The organism is Novosphingobium subterraneum (assembly GCF_000807925.1).
GTDB lineage: Bacteria > Pseudomonadota > Alphaproteobacteria > Sphingomonadales > Sphingomonadaceae > Novosphingobium > Novosphingobium subterraneum.
The window spans coordinates 51,180-69,305 of the sequence record NZ_JRVC01000005.1; the positions used below are offsets into that span (position 1 = coordinate 51,180).

The 18,126-nt window shown below is 60.4% G+C and carries 13 protein-coding genes; 3 read left to right on the forward strand and 10 right to left on the reverse strand.

What is annotated here, in order from left to right; all coding sequences use genetic code 11:
- Positions 1–63 precede the first annotated feature (63 nt).
- Entirely contained in the window at positions 64–1,050 is a 987-nt protein-coding gene (locus NJ75_RS06245) for an alpha/beta hydrolase (RefSeq protein WP_236727079.1), read from the reverse strand.
- A gap of 67 nt (positions 1,051–1,117) precedes the next feature.
- On the reverse strand, positions 1,118–3,460 hold the full coding sequence (locus NJ75_RS06250) for a TonB-dependent receptor (RefSeq protein ID WP_169804124.1): 2,343 nt from the start codon (positions 3,458–3,460) through the stop codon (positions 1,118–1,120).
- 308 nt (positions 3,461–3,768) lie between these two features.
- On the opposite strand from NJ75_RS06250, the gene NJ75_RS06255 reads away from it, so the two are divergent.
- The gene (locus tag NJ75_RS06255; RefSeq protein ID WP_156135726.1) at positions 3,769–4,950 is read left to right on the forward strand and encodes a glycoside hydrolase family 68 protein; all 1,182 of its coding nucleotides are present in this window, start codon (positions 3,769–3,771) and stop codon (positions 4,948–4,950) included.
- Here NJ75_RS06255 and NJ75_RS06260 read toward each other — a convergent pair.
- The 4 genes from NJ75_RS06260 to NJ75_RS06275 form a co-directional block, all read right to left on the reverse strand.
- Positions 4,947–5,948, reverse strand: coding sequence for a LacI family DNA-binding transcriptional regulator (locus NJ75_RS06260; protein WP_039332601.1), 1,002 nt, complete (start codon positions 5,946–5,948; stop codon positions 4,947–4,949). The genes NJ75_RS06255 and NJ75_RS06260 overlap by 4 nt on opposite strands.
- Before the next feature lie 100 nt (positions 5,949–6,048).
- Positions 6,049–7,716, reverse strand: a complete 1,668-nt coding sequence (locus tag NJ75_RS06265; protein WP_052242117.1) for a carboxylesterase/lipase family protein — start codon at positions 7,714–7,716, stop codon at positions 6,049–6,051.
- 67 nt (positions 7,717–7,783) lie between these two features.
- On the reverse strand, positions 7,784–9,937 hold the full coding sequence (locus NJ75_RS06270) for a TonB-dependent receptor (protein ID WP_039332603.1): 2,154 nt from the start codon (positions 9,935–9,937) through the stop codon (positions 7,784–7,786).
- 92 nt (positions 9,938–10,029) lie between these two features.
- Positions 10,030–10,992, reverse strand: coding sequence for an alpha/beta hydrolase (locus NJ75_RS06275; RefSeq protein ID WP_236727086.1), 963 nt, complete (start codon positions 10,990–10,992; stop codon positions 10,030–10,032).
- 266 nt (positions 10,993–11,258) lie between these two features.
- Between NJ75_RS06275 and NJ75_RS06280 the strand changes: the two genes are divergently transcribed.
- On the forward strand, positions 11,259–12,356 hold the full coding sequence (locus tag NJ75_RS06280; protein ID WP_039332607.1) for an alpha/beta hydrolase fold domain-containing protein: 1,098 nt from the start codon (positions 11,259–11,261) through the stop codon (positions 12,354–12,356).
- Positions 12,357–12,532: 176 nt separating this feature from the next.
- Here the strand turns inward: NJ75_RS06280 and NJ75_RS06285 are convergent, their stop codons facing one another.
- From NJ75_RS06285 to NJ75_RS23700, 4 genes are all read right to left on the reverse strand, one after another.
- Positions 12,533–13,738: an aromatic ring-hydroxylating oxygenase subunit alpha gene (locus NJ75_RS06285; protein ID WP_052242119.1), complete on the reverse strand. Its 1,206-nt coding sequence runs from the start codon at positions 13,736–13,738 to the stop codon at positions 12,533–12,535.
- Between the two features lie 127 nt (positions 13,739–13,865).
- Positions 13,866–15,452, reverse strand: a complete 1,587-nt coding sequence (locus NJ75_RS06290; protein ID WP_052242121.1) for an FAD-binding oxidoreductase — start codon at positions 15,450–15,452, stop codon at positions 13,866–13,868.
- Between the two features lie 17 nt (positions 15,453–15,469).
- On the reverse strand, positions 15,470–15,820 hold the full coding sequence (locus NJ75_RS06295) for a c-type cytochrome (RefSeq protein WP_039332609.1): 351 nt from the start codon (positions 15,818–15,820) through the stop codon (positions 15,470–15,472).
- The gene (locus tag NJ75_RS23700; RefSeq protein WP_062348066.1) at positions 15,817–16,167 is read right to left on the reverse strand and encodes a hypothetical protein; all 351 of its coding nucleotides are present in this window, start codon (positions 16,165–16,167) and stop codon (positions 15,817–15,819) included. Before NJ75_RS23700 ends, NJ75_RS06295 begins: the two co-directional genes overlap by 4 nt.
- Before the next feature lie 245 nt (positions 16,168–16,412).
- Here NJ75_RS23700 and NJ75_RS06300 point away from each other — a divergent pair, with 245 nt between their 5' ends.
- Positions 16,413–18,050 carry a sigma-54-dependent Fis family transcriptional regulator gene (locus tag NJ75_RS06300; RefSeq protein WP_039332611.1) on the forward strand — a complete coding sequence of 546 codons (1,638 nt, stop codon included), beginning with the start codon at positions 16,413–16,415 and terminating at the stop codon, positions 18,048–18,050.
- Positions 18,051–18,126: the final 76 nt, after the last annotated feature.

Here is an 18,126-nt window from a genome sequence, read left to right on the forward strand (position 1 = left end):
CGAACCTATCGCGGGGAGACCGGGTTGCCTTGCTGCAACTGTCGGCCAAGCCAAGGCCTGTTGTCAGGACGGTGCCATGTGGCGGGCAATGAAGGCACTCAAAAGTTGGGGCCACTGTCCCGCCGGCGCATTGGATGGGCCGATGCCGAAACCATGGCCCCCTTCTTCGAACAGATGAATTTCAACCGGACGCCTGGCGCGCTGCATCGCATCGAGGAACAGCAGGGAATTCTGGGATGGCACTGGCACGTCATCAAGAGCGTGCACGAGGAAGGTTGGGGGCGTGTTTGCACCGATACGGCGTGCAGGAGAGCGGCGCTCAATTGCCTCAGCAGTCGGATTTGGGCCGAGCAACATTTCAACCGACTGCTGATGCGTGTAGGGCGGTTCGGTGCTTATAACCGGGTAGATCAGAGCGGCGAGGCTGGGCAGCGGATCCAACTGGTCCGCCGCATCGCGCCCATCATAGCAGCCGTCCCTGCCGGCGGTGATCAACGATGCAGCAAGATGACCACCTGCAGAAAATCCGATCACGGAAATCCTGTCGGGATCGATGGAGAATTGTCCTGCCCGACTCTTGATCAAGCGCATCGCCCGCTGTGCGTCCTGCAATGGCACATCGGCGCGATTCGCCCAGCCTTCGCCAGGAAGGCGGTAAACTAGCACGAATACGGTGTAGCCCAGTTCAGTGAAGGTACGCGCAACGTCCGTGCCTTCATTGCGGATCGAGACGAACGTGTAGGCTCCGCCCGGGATCGTCAGTATAGCCTGCCCGTTGCTCCTTTTTGGACGGAACAAGCGCATCTCCGGTCGGGCGACCCCTGTAATGAAAGTGGGGTCGAGTGTGATTGATGGCTTGGGCGCTGTACGCGGGCTTCCGGGCGGCAGGCCGTCCCACAAGGTGATCGACGGCGCTCCGATCCATTCGGCCGGAAGCGGTCCGGCTCCTTGCGGAATCTTCAGCGCTTCCCTTGCGGCGCTGACAGGTAAAGTCATCAGAAAAAGCCCACTTCCCAGCAGCATTTGCCTGCGATCGACCGGCATACGCATGACCTTCTCCGGCATGCGTGGCCGGAGATCATCGCTCCGGCCACGGCGCTTCCTGTTGTCAATGCGATCAATACTTGAAGCCGACGCGCAAGCCATAGGTTTGCGGCATGGCATAGCTGGCGGTCGTCGAACTCCAAACGGGAACGACGGTTGTGGGGATGCGACGGTCCTCGACGTTGTTCATGAACACGTTGAGGTAGGCATGCCCCGAAGGTTCGTCGAACTGCAGGTTGAAATCGGTCTTCGTGTAACCTGCAATCCGGCCTTGGATGGCGTTGTCCACGCTGGCGAATGTTGCCGTCTGCGCGAAGAAGTCGACTGCCGGAGTGATCTTCCAGCCAGAAGCGGTTTCAAACTCGTGAGCATAGCTGAAGCGCCCGCTGAAGCGTGGTGCAAAAGGCAGCCGATTGCCCGAGTAATCGGCAACTGCCGGCGCAATCGGCGCAAAGCCCAGGATCGGCGCGAAGATGTTGTAGATCGTATCGGCTGAGCCCAGATTGTCAGGTGCGTTGGCAAATCGCAGGAACTTGGTATCCAGCCAAGAGAAGTAGGCCGTGAACCGATCTGCCGGGGTGGGGCGGAAGGTTGTTTCCAGCTCGATGCCACGAATGCGCGCCCGGGCCGCATTGGTCGTAACCGGTATCGGGCCTTGCACCGGATCGACGATAATCGACGACACCTGCAGGTCCTTGTAGTTCATCTGATAGGCCGTGGCGCCAAGGAACAGGCGGCCACCCATCAGGTTGGCGCGCAGACCCAGCTCGAAATTGTCGACGGTTTCAGGCGCATAGCTTCGGAAGTTCGCCGGATTGGAACTCGGCTGCAGGCCACCCCCGCGATAGCCGGTCGAGACCGTAGCATATGCGAGCAGGTTCTCAGTCACGTCGGCGTCGATGCCCAGCTTCCAACTGACCTTGCTGTATTTCGCGCTCGGACGGTTGCGATCATCGGTATAGGCGATCGTGAAGGTCGGGCAGACATCGGGGGCGATTGTATCGCGGTCAAACGACTGGCCCGGGCAAACCAGTTGTTGCTCATGGCTGGTAACCGTATCCCAGGTTGAGCGGATACCCGCGACAAGGCGAAGCGATGGTGCAATCGCGAAGGTTGCCTGTCCGAACAGGGCGCGAGACTTGCTGCCCACACCGGCATAAGTGTTGACCACATCGACAGCGTCAATCGTGGAGATCTGATCGCCTGTCCCGACGACCTTCGCGCCGAAGAGGTTGAAAACCAGATTGAAAGGAGCGGGCGCCGTATTGCCGGCGTGCAGCAGTCGGGTGCCCGAGGGCTGGCGATCCTCATACAGGAATGCGCCGCCAACTAGCTTGAGCGGGCCATTCTCGTAATTCACGTCAACTTCGTGGGACCAGGTGCGGGTGCGATGATCGATGTATTCCTGCGAGAACACGCCGGTCGAGGCCGTGACGCCGTCGTTCTTGAGGAGTGAATAACCGGCAAGGTATGTGAAGCTGAGGCTATCGGTGGCATCCCACACCAGCTTCGAACGTACGTCATAGCTGGTGATGTCCTGCCGGTTGCTGGTTACGGTATCCAAGCCGGGATTGATCGCATCCGAGGGGACGATCGTGACCGGGCCGAACGTGCCCGCCACCAGATCTGCCTGCGGATAGACGTTGTAGTTGCGCAGGAACACTGATGCGACTGTGCCGGTGTTCCGGGCATAGGAGCCCGACAGGCGCCAACTGAGGTTCGGCGCCGGATCGAATACCGTGGTAACGCGCACCGCCGAAAGGTCAATCTTGTCAAAGCGGCGCGCCGCAAACCTGGGGCCGTACCCGTCGTTGACCTGATGGAACGCCGCTACGCGGACGCGCAGCATGTCGTTCACTGGCAGATCTACGGCAGCTTGCGCACGGATATCATTGAAGCGGCCATACTGCAGGCTGGCGCTGCCACCGAAATTACGTCCCGGGTCGGCTGTGTTAATGTTCACGACACCGGCAGTGGCATTGCGCCCATACACTGTGCCTTGCGGGCCGCGCAGCACTTCGATGGCTCCAAGATCGAACAAGGCCAGCGAAAGTGCGACGGGGGACGGATTGTAGATACCGTCGAACTGGGTTGCGACTGTGGAATAGCCGCTAAAGCCATTGTTCGAGCCAATTCCGCGAATGGCAAATCCGTTCTGCGAAAGCTTGAGCGTTGGCACCGTGGTCGCGATCTGTTCGCTGGTGGTCAGGCCCTGTCGATCAAGCAGTGATTGCGAAACAACGCTGACGGCAACGGGAGCCTTCGAGAGCCGTTCGCTGCTCTTCTGAGCTGTGACGACGATCTCGGTCGGTACGGATGATCCGTCATCCTGAGGTGTTGCCACATCCTGTGCATTGGCAGTCATGGATGACGCTGCAATTGCTACTGAGGCCAGCAGAACGGAACGTGTGTGCATGGGTATTCCCTCCCTTGATCGGCGCAGTCCTGGCCGGTTTGGACGCGACTTTTCCTGTCTTCGTCCGATTCGGGCTCCTTTCATCACAAAAGATGCGATTGCGCAATCGATTGCTCTAACCTAAAAAGGGTGGAGCATTCAGGTGCGGTGAGCCAAAAAGTACTGTGAAATTTTGGGCTCTGCCGGAATTTTGCTGGAGTCGTTGAGCCGTGGATATTCCCGCGCACTCTCGCTCCGCCATCTGATTGGGCAAGAAGAGTCAACGATTGCGCAATCTTCGCGCAATCCTCCCGGAGGAAGATCTCACTATGGCAACTACCGTTTCCGAGACTGGCAAACGCGTTGCCTCCGGGGCTTGTGCGAGCCCGACGATGTGGAGTGCTGCAGACCTGGGTGGGTTGGCGCTCTCCGAAACCAACTCCATTCCCACTCTCTCGCCAGCACCCGCTGCCCGCGTGGATGGCTTCGACCTTTGGGACATGTGGCCTATCGAACGGGCCGACGGCACGCTGCCTCGCTTCAATGGTGCGGCGTTCTGGATGATTCTTACTGCGCCTGTGGCCGCCGACCCCGATTCCCGCCACGCAATCGCCCGTATCCGTCTGGCAAGCGAGTACGATGGCCGCTGGACGCTTCACCAACCGGTTTTTCCCGATGGCTTCACCCCCGGCGATCGCGAATGGTCCGGCTCTGCAGTCCTGGATGAGGAAAAAGGCGAGCTTACGGTATACTTTACCGCTGCCGGGCGGCGTGGATCCTCTATGGCAACCCTTGAGCAGCGCCTGTTCGAGGCTCGTTGCCGGTTTTCCGAAGCGGACGGGGCCGTAATCCTGTCTGACTGGTCAAGGCCCGTTGAATCCGTCGAGGCCGACGGAAAAGATTACATGATTGCCAACCAGATCACCGGTGTTGGAGGGGAAATATTTGGTTTCCGCGATCCGGGCTTTTTCCGTGATCCCGCCAGTGGCCGTTCCTTCCTGTTCCTCACAGGATCATGTGCTAAGTCGCCATCGCGATGGATCGGTGTGATAGGAGTAGCTGAAGCCATCGGCGCAGAAGGTTCCGGCTGGCGCCTTCTGCCGCCTGTGCTTAGCGCGGCGGGCTTCAACAACGAACTCGAGCGCCCGCACATGAGGGTCGTTGATGGTCGCTACTATTTGTTCTGGTCAACTCAGCGGAAGGTGTTTGCAGCTAGCGGTTCCTCGGGGCCGACAGGGCTTTACGGTGCCGTTTCGGATGGGCCGCTGGGGCCATTCATGTTCCTGAACGGCCACGGACTTATTGCCGCAAACCCCGTTGACGCGCCAGCACAGGAATACAGCTGGTGGGTGATGGATGATCTCCGGGTCATCGGGTTCGCAGATTTTCCAGGGGTCGCCGACCCTGCTACCCTTACCACTGCCCAGCTGCGGCGTGAACGGTTTGCGGGGTACCCGGCGCCGTTCTTCCGCATCGCGCTGGACGGAGGGACATCGCGGGTGGTTGTCTAGGTCGATCCGCGCACGATGACGTGCGGCTCGATCTGGCTGGATCGCGTCGCCTCTCCGGCGATCCTACGAAGGAGCGTCTGTGTGAGCAGTTGCGCTCCGTGCCGCAACTGCTGGTCGATTGTGCTGAGCGGCGGGCTCATGTGCTCGCCGATCGGCAGGCCGTCGTAGCCAATCACGCGGACGTCATCCGGTACGCGCTGACCAAGGTCGCGTAGCGCCCTGATCACGCTGATCGCGGTCACGTCGGATCCGGCGACGATACCGTCGGGGATTTGCGCCATGTTGCCCAGTTGCTCACGCACGTCGGCATAGGCGGCATCCGGTTCGAAATGCGTGCGCAGTTCCACAAGCGGAGTTGCCCCCGCCTCAAGCAGCGCCCGCCGGGCACCATCAAGACGCTCGCCGAACTCCGAACCTTCCAACGGCCCGGCATAGGCTATGCGTCTGCAGCCTCGGTCAATCAGGTGCATTGCCGCGAGCCTGCCGCCGAGTCGGTTGTCCGATCCGATCGAACAGTGGTGCTGACCGGGCGAGTAGCCGCCCCAAACCACCATTGGCTCGTAACGCCGCGATATGGTTTCGATGACGTGGAACTGGTCCGATTGGCCGACGACCACGATACCGTCGACTCGCCCACTTCCGATGAAGCGGTCCATCCAGCGGTCGTTGCGGGGAAGCACGCGTGACAACAGCATGTCGTAACCGTTTTCGGCAAAAGCATCGGCCAGAAAGCCTGTCATCGTGTTGAAGAATGGGTCTGACAGGTGCTGCAGGGCTTCGTGCCCCAAGGGTACCAGCACGCCGATGGTCATCGTACGCTGCGTGCGCAGGTTGCGAGCCGCAATGTTGGGCTGATAGCCGAGTTTTTCTGCCAGAACGGCTATGCGTTTGCGCGTCTCGTCACTTACGCGCCCCGATCCGGTCAATGCGCGAGAAGCGGTGGCGGTCGAAACTCCCGCCAGTTCGGCAAATTCCTTGAGATTCTTGACGCTGACCATGCCTGTTCGACTACCGTTGCCCGCCTTCAAGGATAATAGCTCTCCGCGCTGATGTGACACCTACACGCGGTGTCGCCAGTGGCAAACTGCAAGCGCACATTCATGTGAGAGTGGCGCGTTCTGCTGCGTCGTCTTCTCCGATCATGGTCGGTGAAGAATCCAACTGCAGCGATGCCATATCGTCTGGCGATGCGGCGCGCCACGGCGGAATGCCGCGGGCCGCCGGCGCGCCTTGGGCGGCAAACGCCGACAGAGCCTGAACCATGCTATTGGACAGGGCCACCGCGTCCATTCCACCGCCGGTCATCGATGCACAGGTCTGAGTGTTTCCGAACCAGAACGGAATGTCGAGGCAATGGAAAGCCATCGGTCGACCCTCAAGCACCGGAGTCTGCCAAGTGAACCAGAACAGCCACGTCGGGGAGCATTTGCTTTCGAACCGCCTTCTCGCCTGATTGATCACGGCGTCGCGGATTGGTGCAGTCGCGATGCGAGACCACAATGCGAAGGGCTTTTCGTTCTGCGCATTCGCCCGAAATCCGGCGATAACTGCTTCTGCCCTGCCGGGAGCGAATCGTTCGACCCTGCGCTGAAGTGCTGCTTCGTCCATCTCGAACGCTGCGGGATCGTTGATGCCGGTAACAAATTCGTTGAGCGTGGAGCCGATGATCAGTGGGACTTGCGGATCGTTCGCCGCAAATTCTGGATGCATGGGGTCTGCCAGCAGCGTTTGCCCGTCCAGCGTCGGGGCGAAGTTCAGCATATCCGGAATCCGGCGCACGTCTACAAAGCTGTCGAAAGGCGGATTGACCCGGGCAAGGACCCGCTGGGCTGCCGCCTGCATTTCTGAATAAGGCCGCGTTTGCAGAGAGGCCAGATCGCCCTTGGCAATGTCGAGCTCGTCAAGAATTAGGCGGGAAAGCCGGCGGGTCTTGGTCGGCGTGTTGAACATCGCGAAGGACCCGCTAAGCACCATCGCTCGGTGATACAGCCCCTTGGCCGTGGGCATCGCCATCAGCGCAGTGACCTTGGCCCCTCCGCCCGACTGGCCGAAGATCGTCACGCGCGAGGGATCCCCTCCAAATCGGGCAATATTGTCGCGCACCCAGCGCAGTGCAGCTACGATATCAAGCATGCCGAGATTGGCCGAGGTAACATGCTCCTCGCCCCAGTCGGACAGATCGAAAAACCCCAGCAGGTTCAGTCGGTGATTGAGCGTAACCACCACCGCGTTGCCACTGGTAGCCAGATTCGTGCCATCGAATGCCGGAATGTCATGCCCGGATCCGGCAGCAAAGCCGCCCCCATGCAACCAGACGAGCACTGGACGGCGCGCGGCATCAATAGCTGGAGTCCATATGTTGAGTCGAAGGCAATCTTCATCCTCGACGGCGTCGTTCCAGCGGAAGATGAAGGCTTCCTCATCACGGAAGCGTCCCATGCCCTTGTCCTGCGGTGCAATCGGGCCGTAGTGAAGGCATGAGCGAACACCGTTCCAGGGCTCGGGTGGGCGCGGTTCACGAAAGCGATTGGCACCACCGGTGGGCGCTCCATAGGGCACGCCCTTGAACACGGTAACTGCGCCCTGCCGGTAGCCCCTAATGGGTCCGGCAGTGGTCCTGACCGTAAGTCGTGCTGCATCGGTATAAATTGGCGCCCTCTTGTCAAAGAACGGCATCGCCTGGTCCTGCGCAGACGTTGCTGCAGTTGGTGCCAAGGCAATTGCTCCAACACCGGTCGCAGCAGTGATGATATCGCGCCTCTGCATACCCTCGCATCCTTATGCGACCTCGGCGATACCTTTGGGGGAAGGAGTGGTATCACCGAGAATTGCATCAGTTGGTGTTGACGCGGAATGTCACCCCGATCGTGCGCGGGCGTGGCCCTGCCAGAAGCGTAGGACCGTTGGCGGAGGTGGGGCCGCGTAAATCGGACAGGTTGTCCCCGAACAGGCGCACTTCGTATCGATCAAACCGCACGCCGATGCTCGCCTGATAGAGTTCGTAGGGATTGATCTCGTTGACCGTGGCATCCCCAAGACGCGAACGGCCGATGAAGGTTGCCGAACTGGTAGCGAAAAGCGTGGCATTGCCGATCGGCCGTTCGTAGCTCGCATCCAAACGGAAATTGTGTGTTGGCGTGTTGAGCAGGCGCAAGCCGTTGGAAATGCGAGGATCGGCTCCGGCGAACGCTGGGCGGACGCGTGTGAACTTGGAGTCGTTGACGTTACCGATGGCATTGAGCGTCAAGCCCTGAAGCGGCGTCCGCCATGTCATTTCCATGTCGATCCCCTGCGCTTTGCCATCGCCGAGGTTAGCAAAAGCCGCCAGCCCGATCGACGTGTTGAAGGCGCTCTGGATGTTCGTGTATTTTATGTCGTAAAGGCTGACGGCCACCCGCAGCGCCCCGTCCAGCAGTGCCCCCTTCATGCCCACTTCAAGGTTGCGCAGCTGGTCCGGCGTCAGCGAGATGCCGCTCGGCACGCCATCCGCGATCACCGCGTCGGCCTGTGCTTGTGACTGAAGAATTCCACTGCGGAAACCGGTGCCAGCGTTGAAAAACAGCATCCAGTCGGAACTGGGGTTGAACGCGAGGTTGGCCCGCCAGGTCAATGCGTCGGGCCGCGCCTGGCTCTGAACTCGCACTCCGTTCGAGATGGAGTCCGCTTCGCGTCGGTCTTTGAAATAGCGCAAGCCGACCAGCGGTACGAGCTTGCCGCCGAACAGTTCATAGCTCACCTCGGAGAACACTGCTGCATTCTCGGTCTTGGTGATGGTTTGCCCGTTCAGGCCAAAGGCCGGGAACGTCAGGCTGAACGTGTAGAGACTGCGCGCGTTCTGGTAAAAAACGCCGGCCACGCCCTTGAGCGGCCCGGCATCGCTTGTAGCAACCCGCAACTCGTTTACGAAGTTGCGCGCGTCGCCGCCGTTGATCAGCACGCCGGTGCCAAGCGGCGCGCCAAGGTTGAGGCCGACCTGGAAGCCGCCGGGCAAGGACTTCTGGTAGGATGTCGCGTTAGTCAACGTGACGGCGCCGAATTCGCGCTCGAGGGTGTTTGATGCATACCAGGCACGGCGCTTGTCAAAGCCGACAACGTCGCCTTGAAAGGCCGCGAACGGCGGGTCGAGCGAGTTGATCACGTTGAGGTATTTCTGATCCGTGGCGAAGTACCAAAAGCGCGTCCGAACCGAAGTAAGCTCGTCCGGCTTCCAGAGCAGCACGGCCTGCACGTCCTTGGAGGTGACATGGTTTGCGTCCCGCTCGCGCGGGGTACCAGTCGGCGCTCCGGAATAGATGTCGGCCACGCCGGCGCGACGATCGTATCCGCCGCTCACACGCAGGCCTAGCTTGCCGGGGACCAGCGGGAAGGAGATCGCGGCTGCCCCCCGATAGTTCGGATCGCTCGCCTCGGCCGATTTGGACAGTTCAAGTTCTCCGGCGTAGGTCACCTGATCGAGGTCGGGGTTTTTGGTGTGATAGATGATGGTCCCAGCCGAAGAGCCAAGGCCATAGAGGGTCCCCTGCGGACCGCGCAGAACTTCAACGCGGTCGATATCGAAATACTGCACCGGCGGAGCGGCCTGATTGTTGGGCACGCCGAAGGGCGTGTCGTCGAGGTAGTAGCCGATCAGGCCATCGCCAATGGGACCGCCGGCGCCCGAACCACGAAACGAGAAAATGCGATAACCCGCCCCGATTTCCTGTGCCTGTGAGGCGCCAGGGATCAGTTGGATGAGGTCCGCGCCATCGCGCACGTTGCGTTGTTTCAGCACATCGCCGTTGAACGCCTGAATTGCCAGCGGCACCTTGTCGAGTCGAACCGAACCGGACTTGAGCGCTGTCACGACGATCTCGCCCGCATCCACTGGGGCGTTCGCGCTGCCGGCAGAAGCATCCTGCGCCAAGCTCGGTGCAGACACGACCAAGCCACAGGCTGCCGAAGCGATCAGGCCAAGGCGCAGCTTGGCTGCATGCTGAGAAACTTTCATCCTAATCCTCCCTTTGTTCGAATAGTTGGGTAATCGATTGCGCACGTGTTGGTGATTGAGGCCTTCAGCGGCGGCATTAAAGAATATGGTTGTCAGGCTGCCGCGGGTCGGGCGAAAGCCATGCGCAACGTGCGCTTCCACGCGCTGGCAAAGGCTCGCGATACGTTAGCATCAGGCACCACGAAGTCGAACCCATGAAACGCGCCAGGCGAGACGAGCAGTTCAGTAGGGACGCCAGCCTGCACGAGCCGTTGAGCGTAGATCATGTCCTCTTCGACGAAGAGATCAAGCGATCCCACGCCAATGAACGTACGGGGCAAGCCCTCTAGGTTGGGCATCCTCGCCGGAACTGCGCCAGCCGGGACCTTGGTTTGGCCGGCAGGCTGGCCGAGCAAGCTGCTCCAGCCTACGACATTACCTGTTTCATTCCAACCGATCGTGCCGATGAAATCCGGCACGCGTCGGGTTGATCCGGTCCGGTCATCCAACATCGGATAGATCAGGATTTGACAGCACAACGGGACGCTTCGCCGGTCGCGGGCAGCCAAGGCAAGCATGGCGGCAAGTCCACCCCCGGCGCTTTCACCCTTCACGGCGATCCTCGCGCGGTCCACGCCTAGATCATCTGCGTTTTCATGGACCCATGCCAGCGCCGCGTGGCAGTCCTCTAGCGGCCCCGGAAAGCGCGCTTCAGGGGAAAGGCGGTAGTCCACTTCGACCACGATGCAGTCGAATTCCTGCGCCAGTTGCTGTGATGCGGGTATGGTGTCGGCCATGCGTCCGACGATGAAGCCGCCTCCATGGATGTGCAGGACCGCAGGTCGCAACTCCGTCTTTCGGCCTGCACCAATTACTGCGACCTTGACAGGTGGGTGGCCGTGAGAGCCCGGAATCATGCGGAAGTCGACCGCAGGGGCGGGCGCAGGCAAAATTTCCGGTGGTGGTGGCGCGGCTTTGCGCATGGCCACAATCGCAGCATGATCGAGAGGATCGGGCAGGGGCTGGGCGAGGATCAGCTTTGCCCCGTCGCGCAGTTCAGGATCGAGCAGTGTCATCGGAGTCACAGCGGCCTTTCCAAGAACCGCCGCACCGCCCCTTTCGCGCGCGCCTAGCAAGGAAGGCATCAATGCCGTTGCCAGGGCTGCTGCGCCAGCCGTCCTTCGGGTGAAGTTCACGTTTGGTCTCTCCAGGCCATGCTCTCTTACGGAGTCTTGGTGAATGCGTAATCGATTTCTTACGCCTTGCGGAGAATAATGCAATCGATTACGCACATCCGCAGCAAGCGATCGGACTGCTCCAGCTGCTAAGAGAGGGTACAGCGATGTCGGGGTTGAAGCGAATTGTGGCGTCATTGGTCGCACCTGCACTGCTGCTCGGCCCCGTCGCCAAGTCCTTTGCGCAGGCCAGCATGCCCTCCGTAATCCAGGTGGATGACGATGGTACGGTCCATGTGCCCGCCATGGCGGTGCCGGTCTCTTCGATGCTGAGCGCTGAGGCCAAGGCCTATCTGACCGACCACCTCAAGGCCATGCAGGATCCGGAGCAGCTAAAGCAGGTGGCTGGCGTGCCCGTGTTCATGCAGGGATACTTGGCGAAGGCGAAGGCAACTTTCGCTCCGACCATGGTCGAGCGCCAGATCGGCGGCGTGCACGTTCTGGATTACAGCCCTCGAGAGGGCGTTTTACGCAAAAATCGCAAGCGCGTGTTGATCAATCTTCACGGTGGCGGCTTCATGGGTTGTTTCCCGGGGTGCGCAGAGCTGGAATCCATCCCTGTCACCGCAATCGGCAAAGTCCGTGTCGTATCGGTCGACTACCGCCAAGGACCTGTTCATGTCTTTCCCGCTGCCAGTGAGGACGTGGCTGCAGTATATCGCGAATTGCTCAAAACTTACCCGGCGCGCAATATCGGCATTTATGGGTGCTCTGCGGGCGGAATGCTAACCGGTATGGCTACGGCATGGTTTCAGAAGCACCGCCTGCCACGTCCCGGTGCGATCGGAGTATTCTGTGCTGGGCTCACCACTTCCGCCTTCGGCTTCGGTGGGGATGCGGACTATATGACCGCTGCCATCGGCGACGCGCGTGCTGCCCCGGACTGGCCGGCCGACGCGCAATTGCCTTGGACCGCGCTGCCTTATTTCAAGGGGGCAGATCCGAAAGATCCCACCGTTTCGCCAGGGTCCTCAGATGAAACGCTGCGTCAGTTTCCACCAACGCTGATCATTTCCGGAACAAGGGGCTTTGAGCTAAGCTCTGCCGTGAAGACACATTCTCGCCTGGTTGCGCTTGGCGTCAAAGCCGATCTCCACGTTTGGGAGGGGCTTTTTCACGGGTTCTTCTACAATTCCGATATTCCCGAATCGCTTGAAGCGTACGACGTGATGCTCCGTTTTTTTGATGGCCACCTCGGTCGCTGATCTGCGCACCTGAAGGAGTCATCTTTGGCTGGGAGATCCTGCGATTTGGGCCTCCAAACAGCGTTCACCTGGTGGCTTGATAACCTGGGTGGCTGCCACCGATGGTCGGAGCGGGCGCCAGTTGTTGATGACAGATTTCCGGGAAAGTGAGAGACGTGCCGGTGAAACCGGCACCATCACGGACGCTGCATCACTTGTGCCATTGGCAGGTCCTTTGGCGAATCCGCAAATCGATCCACCCACTCGTGGAAATGCTGGACACCGCCCTCATTCCGGCCAAAGCGAACCTCGCGGAGCAGACCCGATGAGAGTACTGACTGCTGCTCGCGTGACATTGGCAGGTCTTCGGTTCCGACGACTTTACCGAGGAAGTCCGACATCGCCGTTGCATCTGCAAGGTGTTCTTCATCCGGCGGGTTCTCGTGCAAGAATATCTGCACGGTTTCGGATTCTCCTACGGTCTGGCCAGGCCAGACCTGGGACAGGATCACGCCGCGGCCGCCCTTGTAAAAGCAGTTGATCGAGACGTTCGGGAAGACGATCCATTCGCCGAACAGCAGGGAGGCGAGCGGCCATTCGCTCTCTGGCATGTCGGCGAGGCCGGCGATGTCATCCTGTTCGAGTACATGGTCCGCTTTGGTCAGCAAACCGAGGCGCTGATGCGGGCCAAGGTAAAAGTATTCGGCGAGATTGCTCATGCCAGAACCAAAGGTCTCTCGGTGCAATACGGGCAGATGGTAGAACTCGAGGTGGGCATCGAACGCGAGCTTCCAGTTCGCGCCGGGTAGGCTGCGGCTCTTGAAATGATGCCACGTGTCGAACCCGAACTGTGCAAGCAACTGGTCGAACCCGCTGAGGAAGGCGTCAAAATCGGGTTCGGCGGCGGGGTCGATGATGGCCCATACAAGTCCCGCCCGCTCGGTAGTGGGGAATGAAACAAGACCGGCGGCGTCGCGGTCGATCTCGCCGAAAGACTCCCGCGCTGCAATGCTCAGCAGCGATCCATCGAGCCGGAAGCTCCATGCATGGTAGGGACAGGTCAGCCGCGCTGCGTTCCCGCATTCGCGCATGAGGCGCGCCCCACGGTGGGTACAGGCATTAAGGAATGTGCGCACCACTCCGTCCTTCCCGCGCACGATTAGCAACGGCACGCCAACCACGTCCATCACCTTGCAATCGCCCGGATTGCGCAGCTCACACGACGCTGCCAGCAGCAATGGTACGCGTCGGAACAGGTGCTCCTTCTCACGCTCGAACTGATCCGCATCGGTGTAGATCGACGATGGCCTGCTGGTCACCTTGGGGGCACGAGTGATGCTGCCGCTGGCAAGGCGTTCGAGCATGCGCCGGGCATCTGCGACCAGGACCGATCTGACGTCCATTCCAGTTCCTCTGCGTCTTACTTTGCCGGCGCCATTGCGCTCGGGCGAGCCACGTCCAACCACGTCCCGACGAAGGACGCAGCTGGACTTTCAGTGAGTTCACGCTCTGCAAGCGGCTCGGATCTGCTCAAATCCTGATGCCGGATTTGCCAGGCGCAAGGATTCCGTTAGGATCGAGCGCCCTCTTCAACGTCTGGTCGACCTTGCGCTTGACCGGGCCGAACAGGTCGGCCGCCTGGTCCATGAAGGCCGTGTTGACGCGATAGACCGCATAGCCGCGCTTGCCGAATTCGCTGAGCAGTTTGGCGAAGCATTCATGCGCTCGGGCCATCTCGTCCGGATCCGAGCGGTTGTAGAGCACGTCGATCACATGGTGCATGTCCCGCATCCCGACGATATATTCGGCCACGTAATCAAGCCCGTATTCGCCAAGGATCTGCTTGGCGAGGCGAGTCTGTTCAACAGTTTCACTACCTTTCGCTGCAGTTACGGGGGCAAACCACATCGAGCCGCCGCCGCCGCGCCAACGATACAGGCCGAACTCCTGCAAGGTCATGTCGCCGCGCATCAACTTTGCGCGATAATCGAAGGGCTGGGTGCCGGCGGCCTGCTCTTCCGTGATGATCGTGCCCTTGCCGCTGGCTTTGATTGCGCCAGTGATGATCTGCCAGTTGACCTCGACCTGTTCCTTGGTGCCGTAAAGCGCCGCATAGACGTTCCACGCGCCGAGGCCCTCCTTTGCCTTGATCTCCTCGAGCACGCTGTCGGGCGTCACACCGTCGCCGTCGTAATACTTGCTGCGCGGCATGATCGCGGCGGCTTCCCACATGACATTTGCAAAAACCATCGCATTGGGAATGACGTTGGCGATGCGCAGGGGCCGCAGCGTCTCCACGATATCGTGGATATCCTCGTCCTTGTCGTAGCGGATGCAGAACGGTTTGTAGACCGGAGGCTTTGGCATCAGCCACATGCCCATCTTGGTGACGATACCGTAGTTGGACTGCGTGAAGATGCCGTCGAGGTAGGGGCCGTAACCCCACTTGAAGACCTGCCAGGCGCTTGTGCCCTCGACCCCGCCCATGCCGGTGCGCAGGACGTCGCCGTTGGCCAGAACAACCTCCATTCCGCACTGCATCATGAAGTGTTCGCCATAGGGCGTGTAGCCGACACCGCGGTCAACCGTATTGCCGAGAGGTCCGGCGATCGCGGAGGGAGCCGGGCAAGACAGCCACAAAGGTATGTCGTTTTCCTCGAGGTAATCCTTGAGTTGCTGGTAGGTCACCCCGGGTTCGACCAGCGCAGTGCACAGCACGGGATCCACATCGAGAATGCGGTTCATGTGCTTGAGGTCGAGCACAACCTGGCCGGCGCTTTGGGGCGCGGCCGAACCGTAGCCGAAGTTGCGCCCGGTCGAGATCGTCCAGATCGGCACCTTGAATTCGTTGCAGACCTTAAGGATCTGCTGGATCTCCGAAACTTCGCGGGCATAGAGCACTGCGGACGGACGATGCAGGTCCTCGCTCTCGGCAATCATGACCTTGGTGTAGGGCGCGATGTGGTCGGCATCGGTGATGACATTCTGTGGGCCGAGAATCGCAACGAACTTCGTGATGGCGGCGTGCATGTCGGCGGCACTGACGCCAGCGGGCAGCACGGCGGGATCTGCGGGTGCCGCTGGTTGCGCGACAGGAGCAGGCTTCTTGCTTGGCATCTATCTCTCCTTTGCTCTCAGTGCTTTGCCGCAGGCTTTGGCAGCCTCGAGGTGGAGACAAAGCGCGCGATGTCGCTGAGTGAGGCATCATCTATTGCCGAATGCGGGAATGCCGGCATCGCCAGCATGCCATTGCGCACTACGCTGACGACGTATTCCTGGGGTAGCGCGCGGCCGCGCAGTTCGGGGCCAACCCCCGTTGTGTGGCAGCGGGCGCAGGTTTGCTCCCACAGGACCTGTGGCGATGCCCATTGACCAGACTGTCCGTTGCGGGCGGGCGCTGGAGGAGCGGCATCTGCCGGAAGGGCAAGGGCGACCACGAGTACCGCGCCGAACGTGGCACATTTGGACAGGATGCTCAGGTTCATGCAACTCCTCCTGCGGGAAGGACGACCGGACGCAGCGTTGCGCGGCGGTCAATTAAGGCGATGTCGAACAGAGCTTCATCCGCACCATCCAGGAAGAGAGCCAACTTGCGCCCTACGCTGGTGGCTAACGCGATGCGGATCTGGCCAAGACGTTGAAAGTAGTCACCAGCTAGTACCGTCGCACTCCCCTGCCAGCCGGCGGGTATGGCAGAACGCTGGGACGCGATAGCTAGGGGGCCGGACCAAGCTATGGTGGAGGCCGCTAACGGTGCTGCTGTTGCGACCCCTGCCAGTGTGCTGACGGAAATAAAGGTTCTGCGGCTTATCGCAGGCAAGGCATCGGACATGCAGTTCTCCTCTCTGTTGCCACGGGGCTGGCATCGCCGTTGAGCGCTTCTATTGCCTATCCATCGCAATGGCCGTGCCAAGTCTGCGTTCGTCATTTCGACGCGGGCGCATCATGCTGAATTCACGAGTATATCGGTTCTTCGGGACGGCTACTGTCGCCGAGACTGGGCGAAAACTTGATGGGCAAAATGTCTGATTTCGAACAGCGCTTGTGAATCATTGTTTGAAATAATACGGTTGCTGCATGTCCGACGACCTTTTCAACCAGCTACACTTCGATCATGCGCAAGGTCATATCTGGCTCGCCGGGCGGCGAATGATGATGATCCATGCCCGCGCGTTCGGTCTCCTGCGGCACGAAGTCATCGAGGCTGTAGGTCTCGACAAGGCGCGCGGTGTGTTCACGCGGCAGGGGTACAACAGCGGCGCAATGGATGCCGAGATCGCAGCCAAGGTGAGGCCTGATGCCACGATTGAGCAGATGTTCGCCGTCGGGCCGGAACTGCACATGCTTGAAGGCATGGTCCGCACCGATCCGGTCAGCGTGAAGGTGGACACGGCGACGGGCACTTTCGCAGCGGAATACATCTGGCGCGGCTCGACCGAGTGTGAGGCGCACCTCGAACTGTTCGGGCGCGGAGCCTATCCCGCTGGATGGTCTCAGATCGGCTATGCCAGCGGATATGCCAGCGTTTTTCTCGGTCGCCCCATCCTGTTCCGCGAGGTTGAATGCGTGGCCATGGGGCACGAGTGCTGCCGCATTGTCGGCCGTCCTGCTGATGAGTGGCAGGACGGGGACGGCGATGTGCGCTACATGCGGGGGTCGCAATTGGGCGAGGTCTCGCCAGCACACTTGCCGCGCGGCAAACCAATCCTCGGGAGGCAGATCGTTGGCGCCTCCGCGGGATTCAACGTTGCCTTCGACCTGCTGGGCCATGTGGCCGATACCGATGCCGTCGTGCTGTTCTCTGGCGAAAGCGGGGTGGGCAAGGAAATCTTTGCACGTAATCTTCACGCGATGGGACGGCGTGCGGCAGGCCCGTTCATTGCCGTAAACTGCGCAGCTATTCCCGAAAATCTTCTCGAGGCCGAGCTGTTCGGGGTTGAGAGGGGTGCATTTACAGGTGCAAACGTATCTAGGCCGGGACGCTTCGAACGGGCTAGTGGCGGCACCCTCTTTCTCGACGAGATCGGGACTCTTTCGCTCGCAGCCCAAGGCAAGCTGTTGCGAGCCATTCAAGAAGGCGAATTCGAACGCGTTGGGGGCACGAAGCTGCAAGAGTCCGACGTGCGTCTGGTCGCCGCGACCAACTCTGATCTGAGAGCCGCGGTGGAGGCAGGGACCTTTCGCGCGGATCTGTTCTATCGCCTTAACGTGTTTCCGATTAGGATTCCGCCACTGCGGGAGCGGCGCGCGGACCTGCCCCTGCTGATGGAACACTTCCTCGCGCTCTATGCTGAGCGGCATGGACGACGGGTAACTGGCTTCGAGGAGTCGGCGATTGCAGCCATGCTCGGCTATGATTGGCCCGGCAACATTCGCGAGTTGGAGAACGTGATCGAGCGAGGGGTGATCATGGCACGCGACGGCGAGCCCCTGCGCCAGCATCATCTGTTCAGCGGCGGAGAAATCCTTGGTCCACCTGTGTGGAGGCCTCAGGGCGGAAGTCTGCAGCCCCCTGGCTCTGACCCAGGAGCGGCTGCTGCGCTCGTCGATGCCGGGCTTGATCTTGCGACTGTCGAAAAGCAGATGATCGAAAGGGCCTTGGCCAACGCTTCAGGCAACAGGACGCGCGCGGCAAGGCAACTAGGCATTACAAGGTCGCAACTCATATACCGGCTATCTGCGGGTCGTGCGCGGGATGAAAAGAATTCGAACTGAGCGAATGTTGACTGCGATATTTCTTCCAATATTGCGCCATTGGTTCACGGACTGACCGAACAGGTTTTCACTGGGC

Excerpts from the sequence above, each read along its gene's own strand:
- NJ75_RS06270 (WP_039332603.1), bottom strand. The coding sequence starts at position 9,937 with ATGAAAGTTTCTCAGCATGCAGCCAAGCTGCGCCTTGGCCTGATCGCT.
- NJ75_RS06245 (WP_236727079.1), bottom strand. The coding sequence starts at position 1,050 with ATGCGTATGCCGGTCGATCGCAGGCAAATGCTGCTGGGAAGTGGGCTT.
- NJ75_RS06275 (WP_236727086.1), bottom strand. The coding sequence starts at position 10,992 with ATGACACTGCTCGATCCTGAACTGCGCGACGGGGCAAAGCTGATCCTC.
- NJ75_RS06255 (WP_156135726.1), top strand. The coding sequence starts at position 3,769 with ATGGCAACTACCGTTTCCGAGACTGGCAAACGCGTTGCCTCCGGGGCT.
- NJ75_RS06280 (WP_039332607.1), top strand. The coding sequence starts at position 11,259 with ATGTCGGGGTTGAAGCGAATTGTGGCGTCATTGGTCGCACCTGCACTG.
- NJ75_RS06260 (WP_039332601.1), bottom strand. The coding sequence starts at position 5,948 with ATGGTCAGCGTCAAGAATCTCAAGGAATTTGCCGAACTGGCGGGAGTT.
- NJ75_RS06295 (WP_039332609.1), bottom strand. The coding sequence starts at position 15,820 with ATGAACCTGAGCATCCTGTCCAAATGTGCCACGTTCGGCGCGGTACTC.
- NJ75_RS06250 (WP_169804124.1), bottom strand. The coding sequence starts at position 3,460 with ATGCACACACGTTCCGTTCTGCTGGCCTCAGTAGCAATTGCAGCGTCA.
- NJ75_RS06285 (WP_052242119.1), bottom strand. The coding sequence starts at position 13,738 with ATGGACGTCAGATCGGTCCTGGTCGCAGATGCCCGGCGCATGCTCGAA.
- NJ75_RS06300 (WP_039332611.1), top strand. The coding sequence starts at position 16,413 with ATGTCCGACGACCTTTTCAACCAGCTACACTTCGATCATGCGCAAGGT.
- NJ75_RS23700 (WP_062348066.1), bottom strand. The coding sequence starts at position 16,167 with ATGTCCGATGCCTTGCCTGCGATAAGCCGCAGAACCTTTATTTCCGTC.
- NJ75_RS06265 (WP_052242117.1), bottom strand. The coding sequence starts at position 7,716 with ATGCAGAGGCGCGATATCATCACTGCTGCGACCGGTGTTGGAGCAATT.
- NJ75_RS06290 (WP_052242121.1), bottom strand. The coding sequence starts at position 15,452 with ATGCCAAGCAAGAAGCCTGCTCCTGTCGCGCAACCAGCGGCACCCGCA.